At 68.3% G+C, this 13,284-nt stretch carries 7 protein-coding genes; all 7 read right to left on the reverse strand.

What is annotated here, in order from left to right; genetic code table 11:
* Window positions 1–26: 26 nt before the first annotated feature.
* Window positions 27–1,409 carry an MFS transporter gene (locus GGQ69_RS01560; protein WP_183523700.1) on the reverse strand — a complete coding sequence of 461 codons (1,383 nt, stop codon included), beginning with the start codon at window positions 1,407–1,409 and terminating at the stop codon, window positions 27–29.
* A 417-nt stretch (window positions 1,410–1,826) separates the two neighbouring features.
* Window positions 1,827–2,861 (reverse strand): zinc-binding dehydrogenase, encoded by a 1,035-nt coding sequence (locus GGQ69_RS01565; protein ID WP_183523703.1) that lies wholly within the window; start codon window positions 2,859–2,861, stop codon window positions 1,827–1,829.
* Window positions 2,862–3,753: 892 nt separating this feature from the next.
* The gene (locus tag GGQ69_RS01570) at window positions 3,754–4,065 is read right to left on the reverse strand and encodes a hypothetical protein (RefSeq protein ID WP_183523706.1); all 312 of its coding nucleotides are present in this window, start codon (window positions 4,063–4,065) and stop codon (window positions 3,754–3,756) included.
* 88 nt (window positions 4,066–4,153) lie between these two features.
* Window positions 4,154–10,480 carry a helicase-related protein gene (locus GGQ69_RS01575; RefSeq protein ID WP_183523709.1) on the reverse strand — a complete coding sequence of 2,109 codons (6,327 nt, stop codon included), beginning with the start codon at window positions 10,478–10,480 and terminating at the stop codon, window positions 4,154–4,156.
* Between the two features lie 227 nt (window positions 10,481–10,707).
* The gene (locus GGQ69_RS01580; protein WP_183523712.1) at window positions 10,708–11,187 is read right to left on the reverse strand and encodes a hypothetical protein; all 480 of its coding nucleotides are present in this window, start codon (window positions 11,185–11,187) and stop codon (window positions 10,708–10,710) included.
* A gap of 224 nt (window positions 11,188–11,411) precedes the next feature.
* On the reverse strand, window positions 11,412–11,939 hold the full coding sequence (locus GGQ69_RS01585; protein ID WP_221243331.1) for a single-stranded DNA-binding protein: 528 nt from the start codon (window positions 11,937–11,939) through the stop codon (window positions 11,412–11,414).
* 190 nt (window positions 11,940–12,129) lie between these two features.
* A complete protein-coding gene (locus GGQ69_RS01590) occupies window positions 12,130–12,990 on the reverse strand; it encodes a hypothetical protein (RefSeq protein WP_183523718.1) in 861 nt (286 codons plus the stop codon).
* Window positions 12,991–13,284 lie beyond the last annotated feature (294 nt).

The raw sequence follows: 13,284 nt of genomic DNA on the forward strand, positions 1-13,284 counted from the left end.
GTCCCCGCCCCGCTTTCGTGCCGGGCTCAGACGCTGACGTCGATCTCCCGCTCGGCTCCCGCAGGCGCCGGCGCGTGGTTTGCCGGCACGGCATCGACGTCGCGCAGGTCGATGCCACGGGTCTCTCGCATCATCAAGGTGGTGAGGAGCGTGAACAGGCAGAGCACCATGATGTAGACGTGGAACACCCATTCGGTGCCCCAGCCCACGAACAACTGGTTCAGATAGGGGGCGGTGCCACCGAAGACCGCCACACCCATCGAGTAGGCGAATCCGATGCCCCGGGTGCGCATATGTGTCGGGAAGTTCTCCGCCTGCATCGCGGCGAAGATGGAGGACGCCAACGCCCACAGGCACAGTGCCACGGTCTGAGGTACCAGCAGGGTCCACCAGACATCACCGACCATCGCGGTCAAGGGCATCACCAGGATGGCCGAGGCCACGGCGAAGACCAGCACCTGGGGCCGGCGTCCAATGCGGTCGGAGAGCATGCCGAACAGCGGCAGGCTGACCAGGACGATGCACTGGGCCACCAGGCTCACCCAGTAAGCCGTGCTGGGATCCATGCCCTGGGAGGAGATGGCGTAGGTGGAAATGTAGCTGCTCCATGTGTAGTGCACGGCGGTAATCCCCGCGGTGAACAGGATCATGCGCACGGCCACGAGGACCGTCCGTCGGCGGCCCCAGGCCGGGGCCGAGATCTTCTCCGGCACCTGCCCGGAGGAGTTCTCGACGGAGGTGTCGTCCTCGAAGACATCGGATTCATCCATGTGCCTGCGCAGGTAGAGCACTCCCAAGGCAGCCACGGCACCAATCAGGAACGGAACACGCCAAGCCCAGTCGAGCACGGCCTGATCGCCGAAGGTGGTAGTGATCACTGCCCCGAGCCCGTACGCCAAGACCGAGCCGCCGACGATCGCGATATGCACCACGGAGGACCACAGCCCTCGACGCGCGGGCGGGGCGATCTCCGCCACGTAAGTGGTCGAGGTGGCCGATTCCCCGCCATGAGCGAATCCCTGAATGACCCGGGCCGCTAGCAAGATCACGGCCGACCACACGCCAGCGGTGTGGTAGGTCGGCATGATCCCGATGATGAGACTGCCACCGGCCATCATCAGCATCGTGAAGACCAGGACGAACTTGCGCCCCTTTCGGTCTGCCAGCCAGCCGAAGAGGATGCCGCCGAGGGGGCGGAAGAGGAAGCTGACGGCGAAGACGCCGAAGGTGGCCAAGATTCCGGCGGCCGTGGAGCTGGGCTCGAAGACGACCTGAGCGATGAACGGGGCGAACACCGCGTAGGCGCTCCACTCGTACCACTCCAGAATGTTGCCGGCCGTGGCGGCGATCATTGACTTCTTCTTGGACGCACTCGCGGCGACGGCCGTATCCGGCGCTTGATAGCTCATGGATTCCCCTCAGACTTGAGTCTGCTCGGTGAGTTGTATCACAACAGCGTGACAGCAGTTGGATCCAATGGCAAGCCTGGGTGTGGATTTTGGGCGGCATATGGCCCGCTTGGGATCCATTGCATAGGAAAGGGTGGGGGCGCTCGGATGTACGGCTCGATTGGCCTCGAAGTCGGACGTACAACGGAAGCGTCGATCAAGCCAGCCGACAGCCAAGGGAGACCCCACCCGAGAGGACGATGAACCAGAATCGCACCAGGCAAAATCGTCCCCAACCAATCCCAACTCCTCACGGCGCCCAGGGGATCGAGGCAATGTTCCAGAGGCCACCGACAGGGCATGGTCTGCCGCCACTGATGAGCCACTACTGGTAGCCCCGCCAGTGGGCATCAGGCGCGTTACCAGACCATTGGAGAGTCAGGGGCGTGCGGGGGCGATGGCAACCTTGATCAGGGGGCGACCGTCAGGCGTCCGGCCTCCCTCTGCAGTGAGCCGGAGTGCTTCGGTCGCCTCAGACATAGGAAAGACGCTGACGAGTTCCTCACCCAGTAGCTGCCGGGATATGAGGAACTGCAGAGTCTGTTCGTAGTCCGTGCGTGTGGAGGCATAGCTGAACAGCACAGTGATTTCCTTGCGCACGGCCCGGTTGATGTCGAAGTTCGGATGCTGCGCATACAGGGCGACGGGGATGAGCCTGCCACCGGGCCGCAGGGCCTCGATTCCAGCGTCCAATTGGGCAGGTGAGCCGGATGCTTCGATCCAAAGGTCCACTGATTGCGGGGCCGGCCGGGATGAAGTAATGGACAGGCCCAGCCTGTCTGCCAGTGCCATTTTCGCTGCGGCTGAAGGGCCGGCACGGCCCAGTACCGTCACGTCCGCGCCCTGGTGTTGCGCGGCCAGGGCCGCGAGCAGTCCGATGGCGCCGGTGCCGGACACGACCACGCGGTCGCCCTGGCCGGCGCTTCCAATGCTGACAGCAGCGCGCCAAGCGACCGACGCTGGTTCGGTCAACACCGCCGTCGCATCCGGCAGTGCATCGGGGACTGGAACCAGGCAGTGCCAAGGAACGATGCAACTGCCCGCAGCTGCTCCAGGCACGCTGAGACCCAGCGTCCGGCGCTGCGGGCAGACCTGCGGCAGCCCACGTGCGCAGATGCTGCAGGCGCCGCAGCCGGCCAAAGACATCGGCACTACCCGCAGGCCCGCTATCAGCCAGTCAGGTGTTCCGCTGCCGACCGCCGTGATGACCCCCACCGCCTCATGGCCGAGCACGGTGGCCGGTGCAACCCATTTATAACCTGCATCGGCGCGGTAGACATGCGCATCCGAGCCGCACAGACCGCACAGCGACACGGCCACCCGGACCTCGCCCGGGCCAGGCTGCCGCTCGCACACGTCCACAACTCCGACGTTGCGCGGAGCGTGGGAAATCCGAACAAGGGCCTGCATCATGCTCTCCTCGAAATCTGCTCATCCACCTCGTCAATTGGCGGCTCAGGCGCAGTCGACTGGCTCTGACGCCCCCCGAGGTCCAGTAAAGGCACATCAATCAGACCCACCATGAGGGGGCGGTGGAAATCACGGTCCGTTCAACGACTCCCCAGTGGCCTGCTCAGCGGCGCCCACGACCATGGGGGCCGAAGAAGCCTCCAGTGTGGCGATGGTACCCATCAGAGCCAAACCCACCACCAAGGTGACGCCCATCAAACGCGTTCATCTCAAACTTGACGTAATCAGGCTTAAAGGCGCTGACGTCCGGCCCTCCACGCGAGCCATCGACCCTAGCCGAGCCCATCAAGTAAAACGTCGGCGTCGGTCCTCTGCACACCGTCCGAGTCGGAGAACCCGTCGGTGGTTTCCGATCGGCCCGGGGCGCTGATCGGAACGGTACAACGCCATCGTGCAGTTCAAGCAGCACATCGAGGATGAGGTGTCCGTCCCCGATAGCAGGATGGGCCCAGGAGGAGCGATGGACTCTGCCCTGCGATAACCCCGCCGCTCATCTCTGCTAGGCGGCCATGCCCCGGAAGATGGTTCCGGTGGCGTTCAGAACGCGTTCGGGTTACGCTCCCCTCAGACGCAGAAGAGGCGGCGGCTGATGCCACCGCCTCTTGTCAGATCCTCTGTCGATGGGCCCGTATCCCCCCGGGCTTCGTCCATCTGATGATCCGCGTGCACCGTCTCACTGGGCCCCTTCAGAGTAGTGAAGGGGCCCTCGGCGTCGGTAGTGGCCTTTTGTCCATGCTTTTCGGCCGACCAGCGTCCCGTCTTCCGTCAGTGTGAACAAGCCCAGCCACTGTCCGACCGGCTCGTACCTGCTATTACCGTGCTATCAAAGTGCTATTTACTCGCTATCGGCGAGATAGCCTTCTTCCACGTCGTAGAGGTCGAGGTCGCGGTAGAAGTACCGGGTCAGCCAACTGATGGTGATCCCGATCGTCGCCACCGACAGGATCCAGACAATGGGCAGGGCCGGGCTTCCGGCCACCGCGTGGTCCAGGACCGTGTGCAGCGCGATGAGGCAGAACACCACCAGACCGACGCTCATGGCCACACTGCCGGCTCGGCGCAGGGCGCGGTTGATGGCGAAGATGCCGAAGGCCCCAGCGAAGCCTATGGCCAGTGCCGCCCAACCGATCAATTCCGCGGTTCCCATCTCAGTTCCCCCTGGGCTCGTCCCCGTTCCTGCACCCCACCCTGACATAGGCCCGGGACACCACGGGGTGTCGTTGCGCGGCCGGTCCTCATGCCAAGCCCCGTGAGGTGCCGGCGGGGACCGCGCTGGCGTGCAGCTGGTAGGCCAGGGCCGGGTCCAGCTGCGGTGCCTGCCGTAACTGCTGCGGCTGCGGTGCCGGTTCCGGTGTGTGGTTGGGGGAGGGGGTGGTGGCGCGCTGGTAGACGTCCCCGGTGACGGTGGTTCCGGTCGCGACCGTCGTCGTCTCTCGACTGGCCTCCGTTGCCTCAGGGACGGGGGCCAGGCGCAGCTCAGTGAGCGCGACCGGGTGGTCGGTCACGGTGGCGTGGCCGGGAGTCTGGGCGGGGATACGCACGGTGTTCCCGTCGGTGGTCTCGATCACGAGCTGGTGCACGGTGATCCGCCGTCCCATCGCCCCGGTCTTCTGCTCCTGCTCGATGTTCTGCAGTCGTCCGGGCACCAGTCCGCCGGCCAGTTCGCCCTTGGTGGGCAGATCGAGCAGGACGTGCTGTCCGGTCGGTTCCTGTTGGGCCAGTTCGCGTAGTCCGATCCGGGGTGGCAGGTCCGCCTCGGGGCGGGCGAGGGTGAGCAGTTCGTGGCCGGTCAATGCCCCGTGGGTGCGGTCCAGGACGGTCACCTCGGACTCGGCGCGCTTCTTGCCCTCCCCGCTGACGGTCTCGTTCTTGTACCGGATGTTGAGCGTGCTGTCCCCGCTGAGCTGGGTGATGGTGACCGGCTCCTTGGTCCGGGCGTGGTTGTCGATGTCGGTGGCGGCCACCACGTCCCCAGGGCGCAGGTCCTCCACCGGCACCGTGAACCGTGACTGCCCGTACAGCTGGGTCTTCTGGTCCTCGGTGAGCCGGACCGGGGGAGTGGTCTGCCATTCGCGGGACTCCACACGCCAGGGGGTGCCTTCGCGGATGCGCCCGGTGTCCGGGCTGACCGCCACGGGCCGGAAGCCGCCGTACCCGGAGGCCTCCAGGCGGACCACGTCCCCGGCGTAACCGAAGTGCTCGATGTCCTCGCCGAGGACCTCCCCGGGCAGGAAGTCGTGGGCGCTGCGTTGCTTGGCCTTCTCGGCGGCCGCGGCCTGTTCGGCGGCGATCTGCTCGGGGCTGGTGGCGTCCACGAGGATGATGCCCGGTCCGGTGTCCAGGTCGTTGACCCGGATCCGCTCCCCGGTGTCCGTGGTCAGGGTTTGCCGGTCGGCCATGGTGCCCTCGACGATGGACCCGTCCAGGCGCTGCGTCCGGACCCGCGCTTCGGCGGGCACCTGCCAGATGCGGTCCACCCGCTGGTGACGGGTGGTGTCCAGGTCGAGCATCTCCCGTTCCAGCGGTTTGAGCTGATCAGACATCCGGGCGATCAGCTTCCCCGAGCGCAGGGTGTAGGCCGGCTGGGCGGTCGCCAGGTCGGCGGGCCGGTCCTCCTCGGCCGGCCAGCACACTGGGAGACTGCGCCCGGTGCGCTCATCCGTGTGAAGGCCCACGCGCCAGTACGCCCGGCCCACGTTCCACACGTCGCCCTCCCGCTGGTCGGTGTGCTCCATGTCCCCGAGCTTGGCCAACCCCTGCCCGGAGAGCTCCACCGGAGTCTCGTCGGCGCCCTCGGTGGTCGGAGCCATCTCCTCGGCCAGTTCCGCGGCCTCGCGCTTGAGGTTCTCGAGTTCGTCCGCGTGCTCGAAGGGCTGAGTGAGGGCTTGCTCTACGGCGGGGATCGACTCGGTGAGCCTGGCCAGCTCGGCCCGTCGGCGAGACAGCTCCCCGCCCAGGCCGACGACGAAGGCCTCGGCGGACTGCACGGCCGATCGCGGCCCCATGTCCTCCCCAAGCAGCTTGGCGACCGGCCAGGACTTGTGCACCGACGGCAGGCCCAGCGGGACCAACTGGACCGTGTTCCCCGAGCGCACCACGCCGAGGGCCACCCCACCCAGGGTGCCGACCGGTTCAGGATCCGTCGGTTCGGCCAAATCCGGCAGGCCGGTGCGCACCGCCTCACGGCGCAGCGCGGCCGCGAGGACCTGCCCGGCGGCCATCCGATCGCCGGTACTCCTCCCGTCGGGGCGGGTGAACCGGAACTTCTCACCCTCGGTGGAGGTGACACCCTCGGTGACGGTCTCCAGGGTTGGGAGCATCTGCGCCAGGTGCTGCACGCGGTTCTGGTTCATCCGCAACTCGGACCGGGTGGCGGAGCGTTGCCCCCGCCAGGAGGCCTCCAGGCTGGTGAGCTGTTCGATGCGCATCTGCATGGTGGCCAGCTGCTCGATGCGGGGGTCCCCGGAGAGCTCAGCGGCGGCCTTGGAGGCGCTGAACTCCAGGTCCGCCACGGCGTCCTCGACCTCTCGGCCCTGGAGGTCCCCGCGTTTCATCTGCCCGATGAACCGGGCCTTGCGGGCGATCATGTCCCAGCTGGCCACGTCGAAGGTCTTCTCGGTGGCGTAGGAGTAGATCTCCACCTGGGCGTTCTGGTTGCCCTGCCGGATGATCCTTCCCTCGCGCTGTTCCAGGTCGGCCGGCCGCCACGGGCAGTCCACATGGTGCAGGGCGATGGCCCGGCGCTGGATGTTGGTGCCGGTGCCCATCTTGGCGGTGGAGCCGATGATCACGCTCAACTGGCCCTCGCGGGCCTGGGTGAACATCTCCTGCCTAGCCTCGTCGGTGTCGGCGTCGTGGATGAACGCGATCCGCTCCGGCGCCATGCCCCGGGCCACGAGCTGGTCCCGGAGCTCGTGGTAGATGTTCCACTGGTCCTCCCGGGGCGTGGATTGGTCGCAGAAGATGATCTGCAGCCCGCCGCGCACCTCGGAGACCTCCCCGGTGGCGGTCGTGTACTGGCGATCGTGGGTGCGTTCGTGGACCTCCATGACCTGTTCGGCCACGGCGACGGCGCGGCCGCCGTCTTCATCAGGGTCCAGGCCGACGAGGCGGCCGTCGAGGGCGACCTTGCGCCCGTCGCCCATGATCTTGAGCATGTTGTCCGCCCCCGGTTCGGGGAACCCGGAGAGGTTGTCGATCCTCTCGGCCAACTCGTCGATGTACTCGCGGACCTGCGCGGAGGGTTCACGGCGCAGCAGGATCCGGTCCCCACCCAGAACACTCGGGAGGGTGGCCTCCAGTTGATCGCGTTGGACGGTGTCGGTGAAGGTCCGGTTCAGGCCCATCAGTTCGGGCATGTTCACGTACTTGCCGATCTTGGTGACCTGGTCGAAGCCGTCGCCGGTCATCTTCGGCTTCAGAGTGGTCTGGGACGTGGTGAACTGCTGGCCCCACGCGGTGACCGTGTCCACCGAGGCGGCTTCCAGCAGGTCGGGGCGCAGGTAGTGCTGCATCACCCACATCTCCGACATGGAGTTGGACACCGGGGTGCCGGTGGCGAAGGTCGCCACCGCCGGCAGATAGGTGCTGGTGGCCACCCCGGCCCGTTCGGCGGACAGGGTCTTGCGTTCGCGCAGGGCGCGGAGCTTGAAGTCCAGGTCGGTGGCCCGGTTCGAACCCTGACAGGCCAGCTCGCCCAGATCAGACGTCCGCTGGAGGTTCTTGTAGTGGTGGGCCTCGTCCACGAACAGGTAGTCGATGCCGGTCTCCTCGAAGGTGATCCCCGGGTCCGTGACCCGGGTGGCCTTCTCGTAGGCGGCCTGGACGCGTTTCTTCGCGGCCTCGACCCGCTTGACCGACATCCCCGCCTCGGCGTCCTTGACCAGCTCATCGAGTTCGGTGAGCTGCTCGGAGAGCCATTCGGCGCGTTTGGCCGGGTCGATCTCGACCCGCTCGAACACGGTCTGGGGCATGATGATCGCGTCCCAGTCCCCGGCCGCGGCCATCGCCATCCAATCCCGCCGACCAGCCACCGTCAGCCCGGTCGGCACCGCCAGGACATTGGCGTCCGGGTACCACTCCACGAACTCCCGGTTGATCTGTTCCACCAGGTGGTTCGGCACCACCATGGCGGGGCGGTGGGCGATGCCGGTGCGGCGCAGCTCCATCGCGGCCATGACCATGGTGCCGGTCTTGCCGGCCCCCACCACATGGTCCAGCAGCACGGCCGGCTCATTCACCGCCCGCGCCACGGCCGAACGCTGGTAGGTGTACGGGGTCCGGTCGGCGGCCAGCCCGGGCAGTTCCAGCCGCTGCCCCATCTGGTCGTAGTCCGGGGCGAGACTCGAGTTGAACGCCTCGTTGTACAGGGTCTGCAACCGTGCCGCACGGGCCGGGTCCTCGGTGACCCAGGCGTTGAACCGCTCCCGCAACGCTTCGACCTTCTCCCGGGCCGCGGTGGTGGCGGCCTCGTCCTTGCGGTAGGTGCCGTCGGCGTCCTTCTCCCGGACCACCACCGACTTGTAGTTCATGGTCGCGGCCAGCAGGGCGGCGGGGGTGCGCTTGTTGGTGCCCCACTGGTACCGCACGGAGGGGGAGAACCCGCCTTTGGGGGAGGAGATTTCCCAGGCCTCGACGGCCGGGTTGAACTTCACCTCGGTGGCGACCTCGAAGGTGTCCCGCACGAAGTCCTCGTAGATGTCCTGCGGGACCCAGTGCACGCCGGGGTTGACCACGACGTCGCGGATGTCCACGTCCGCCGGCAGCACCGCCTCCAACGCCGCCACGTTCACGGCGTAGTCCCCACCGTTCGCCATAGCTTCTTGTGCGGCGGCCAGCTTGGCCCTCACGTTCCCGGACAGGTAGGCCACCTTCGGGGTGAGCACCCCGGTTTCGGGGTCGGTGAACACGTGCCCGGCCATCATCGTCTGCGCCTCGTCGGCGTCCACGCCGAGCAGTCCGGCCACCCGGTCCACGTCCACGGTGCGGGTCTCTTCCAGGCTGATGGCGATGGCGTCCTCCACGGACTCGGCCCGCTCGGGGCGGGGCCGGTACTCGATGACATCACGAGTCAACAGGGCCGCCGGTTCGGCGGTCTGCTCCTGCTCGTCGAACACCTCGCAGGCGCGCAGCAGGCCCAGCTTCGGATCTCCGGCCAGGAACTCCAGGTGCGGCTGGCGGCGGTGACTGAACTCCGGTTCGGCGGCCTCGGCGGCCCACGCACTGGCCAGCTCGGCGGGGACGGGGACCTCGGAGCGGTCCATCTCCCCGTCTTCGGGCAGGGTGGCCCGCCAGGCGGCCTCCAGTTCCCGCACCTTCTGGGCCTGCTCCTGGGGGCGCGGGGTCTTCCAGATGTCCTCGGAGCGGTTGATCGGCCCATAGCTGTTCACGTACTGCTGCCAGCCGGAGCGCAACCGGTCCCGCGCGGCCTCGGCGGCCTCCTGTCCCAGCCCCTCGGACTGGGCGCGCATCACCTCCACGGCCTGATCGCGCAGCACCAACAGAGCGCAGGCCTCCACGGCCCGAGCACGCGGCACCTTCACCGGTTCCCACTCCAGCTGCGCCCCGTACCGGGTGAAGCCGCCGGCGGCCGGGTCGAAGCGGACGTGGCCCACGGCGGCCTCGGCCACCGGCGGGAAGTGCAGCCCCGGATCGTGGGTCACGGCCACCGGGTCGGGGGAGTACCCCAGCCCCTGGTCCTTGGCCGCGTCGACCACCGCGCCCAGGCGCTCGGTCAGCAAAGTTCCGAGGTCGTCCTCGGCGGGCGGGTCCACCCGGTAGGACATCCCGCCCCACGGATCACTGGCCGCCCGGAGGGTGCCGAGCACGTTCTCCGGGTGGTCCCGGAAGTACCGCGACGCGGGCACCTGGTGGATGTCCCCGTCCCGGTCGGGGGCCTCGATCACCGCCGGTTCCACCCAGGCGGCGACGGCGTCCTGGTCGATGCTCGCCCCGGGTTCGCGGCGCCGGAAGATCAGCACGTCGGTCTTCACGTCCGTGCCGGCGCTGTCCTGCATGGCCCCGTTGGGCAACCGGACCGCGCCGACCAGGTCGGCGTAGCGGGCGAACTCCCGGCGGGCCGAGGCCCGCTGGGCGTCCATCGTCCAGGTGGAGGTCATCACCGCCACATATCCGCCCGGGGCGGTCAGCCGCAGGGACTTGGCGATGAAGTAGTTGTGGATCGACAGGTTCTGCCCGTTGTACCGGGCATCGGCCACCGGGAACGAACCGAACGGGACGTTGCCGACCACCGCGTGGAAGCTGTCCTCGCCCAGGCGGACCTGCTCGAACCCGGCCGCGTGGACCTCGTGGGAGGGGTGCAGGTGCGCGGCGATGCGCGCGGTCGTGGCATCCAGCTCCACCCCGACCATGTCGGTGTTGGCCGGGGCCTGGCCGATGAACTCCCCGGACCCGCACCCCGGTTCCAGCACCCGGCCGCCCGCGAACCCGGCCCGCTGCAGAGCCGCCCAGATGGCTTTGGCGTGGGCGGGGTCGGTGTAGTGGGCGTTCAGGGTCGTGGCCTTGGCCTGCTCCCAGCCCTCCGGGCCCAGCAGGTTCCGCACCAGCTGGCGGTCCTCGGCGGAGATGGTCTCGGCGGTGTCGTCGAAGACCTCCGGCAGGGCACCCCAACTGGACCAGCGGGACAGCTCGTCCTGGTCCTGGGCGGTGGCGTAGCGTCCGGCGTCCTCGAGCTCGGCCAGGGTCTGCAGCGCGGCGACGTTCGCCAGGAACCGGCGCGAGACGGTGGCCGGGCGTTGGGTGCCCCCGGTCCAATCGACCGGGGCACCCGTCAGCCCTGTTCGGCCCGCTTCCGGTCCGCCTCGGTCACCAGCGGCGGCAGGGTGCTCACCCCCGGCACCGGGTCCATCCCCTGCGCCCGCATCCAGTCGAACACCTCGGTCGCCAGCACCGTCAGCTTCTCCAACACCCGCAACTGGTCCCGCTTCGCCAGCCTGAGCAGCTCCTCCGCCTCGATCGGTTCCACCCGGTCCGGGGCCAGCTGCATCGCCCTGGACTGCACCATCGCGATCAGGTAGTCCTCGAAGTCCTGGCTCGCGTCCTGGTACTGGTCCAGGCCCAGCATCAGGTCGATCACCGTCACTTCCCCGTCCGGGTGCGCCGCCTCGAAGGCCTCCACCAGCGAGGTCCCGTACGGAGTCTGCTCGTGCGGGTGCTGCCACACCGTCCGGTCGATCTCCCACCGATCCTGCTCCCAGCCCAGCAGTTCGCTGGTGGTGTCCTGCCGCGGGTCCTCGATCGGATCGGGCATCGTCCCGTCCTGCATCCTGTCCTCCGGCCTTATCCCGTTCTGCACTGTCCCGTTCTGCACTCTGGGTTCCTTCCATATCGGCCAGCAGGTCGAACACCGAGATCTGACCGGCCACCTGATTGCTTCGCTTCGCCACGCGCGGGCTCCTTCTCTGACATAACTGCACGACGGCCAGGAAGCGGTCAAGCCCCCGGCCGTCGAGCGACGGTGAGTGAACGGTCCGGTTACCGGACGAGCCCGGCGGTGCGGTCCTGGTGCGGGACCAGCGGTGGCTGCCCGGCGGCCCAGTCCGCGTAGGCCTCCGGCGTCAGCTGCTCCGGGCGCAGGCCCTGGCCCACCGAGTGCTCCCTGGCCTGTTCGGGGGAAGAGGCCACAGACGCTCCGTCCCGGTGGTGTTCACGGGGCAGGACCGCGACCGGGTTGAACTGCATGGAGGCGGCCACGTCCTCGGCCCAAATGCGGTGGTTCAGTCCCGGCTGGCCGGTGCTCGTGGCGTAGGCGCCCACCCGGTAGTCCCCGGTGACCGTGACCCGGTCACCCTTGCGCAGCGAGGCCAGCACGTTCTCGCGCAGCTGCGCCCGGTCCACGGCCACGTCGTAGAACTTCGCCTCGGTGTCCTCCCACGCCCGGGAGTCCTCGTTGAACCGGCGGCCGTTCTCCGCCACCGTCATCACCACCAACTCCTGGCCGGCCTTCGTCCGCACCTTCCGCGGATCACCGGTCAGATTGCCCTGCACCGTCTTCTTGCCCACACTCTCCATGACTTGCTCGCTTCCCTGCTCGGTTGTTGCTGGTCGTCTGTGATCGATCCGCGCCGGCCCCGCGCCGGCCCCGTGCCGACGTCGTGCCCCTAGTTCGCTTGCGCCCCGACCGGGCCGGGGCCGACACACATCGGGGCAGTGGTCCATACCCGGGGAACCCGCCGGGGGTCGGGTGGATCCTTTAGGGCTGGGACCGGTCCCCGGTGGGCTCGTCGGCGGTGTTCATCGCCGCCCAGGTGGTCCCGTCGGGCGATTCCTCCCACACCACGGACAGGTCTTCGGGGCCGCCCGTGATGTTCACGGCGACCCCGGCCTGGCCGGGGGTCGCGGAGGTGTACGCCAGGCGCACCGAGCCGGCGTCGGCCACGGAGCGGGCGCGCAGCCCCAGCGGGTCGGAGGCCCCGTGCTCGACGCCGTCGGGGTCCACGGCGCGGGCCCGGATGAACGTCACCCCGGAGGTGGGGCGGTCGATGACCTTCTCGGTGCGGATGGTCGAGGCCGCGGTGATCCAGTCGTCCTCGTCGTAGTCCAGCTCGTAGGCCCCGACCGTGCCGGAGTACGCCACCGGTTCCTTGTGCCCTCCGGCCTGGACGCAGCCGGCCTCGTGGGTCATGTCTTTCAGGCGGGACCGCAGCTGGGCCACGTTGGGGTGCCACATCATCATCGGGGCCAGCCCGGGGGCCTGTTCCTCCCAGACCTTGTACTCCATGCACATCGCCGCGTACAGCTCGGCGGTCAGGTCCGGGTGGCGGTACCAGCACGGTGGGACGTCGGAGGTGGTCAGCCGGTATTCGCGAATGAACCAGTCCACCCAGCGACGCAACCCGTTCCAGGCGTCCCACTGCTGGCCGGGTTCGATGTCCCGCCACCGGGTCCCCAACCATTCCGGCGGGCCGTCGGCGGCCAGGGCAGCCTCCACCTCCGGCTCCAGGTACGGCAGCGGGGACCCCGGTGCCTCAGTGTTCGTCTGCTTGGGGCTGGGGGCCTGGTGGTTCAGCCAGGTGTCGTCGTCCTCGTCGTCCACCCACGGATTGCCTGTCACCGGTGTCGCCCTCCTCAACGCTGCTGTCTGATCCGGCAGGGCCTGTGGCCTGCTCGGAGACAGTTCGGAGCGGGAAGGCAACGGTGTATGTCGGGCGCCCGACATACGGGCCTACTGGGCCGAGATGGAAGGTGCTGCGCCGTAGCGTTCGAGGCGACTATCGACCGGCAGAAGGACGTGCCACATGGGCGATCGACGCCCTAGATCTAGCCTCGGTCGGGCGGCTGGTATTCACTGAGCCATGGGATCGTCCGTGAGGCACGAGCGCAGCGGCAGCCCTCGGGCGCCGGCGCA

The organism is Micrococcus sp. TA1 (assembly GCF_014199555.1).
In the GTDB taxonomy this organism is placed as follows: Bacteria; Actinomycetota; Actinomycetes; order Actinomycetales; family Micrococcaceae; genus Citricoccus.

Coding starts and splice junctions, on each gene's coding strand:
- GGQ69_RS01560 (WP_183523700.1), bottom strand. CDS start 1,409: ATGAGCTATCAAGCGCCGGATACGGCCGTCGCCGCGAGTGCGTCCAAG.
- GGQ69_RS01565 (WP_183523703.1), bottom strand. CDS start 2,861: ATGATGCAGGCCCTTGTTCGGATTTCCCACGCTCCGCGCAACGTCGGA.
- GGQ69_RS01570 (WP_183523706.1), bottom strand. CDS start 4,065: ATGGGAACCGCGGAATTGATCGGTTGGGCGGCACTGGCCATAGGCTTC.
- GGQ69_RS01580 (WP_183523712.1), bottom strand. CDS start 11,187: ATGCCCGATCCGATCGAGGACCCGCGGCAGGACACCACCAGCGAACTG.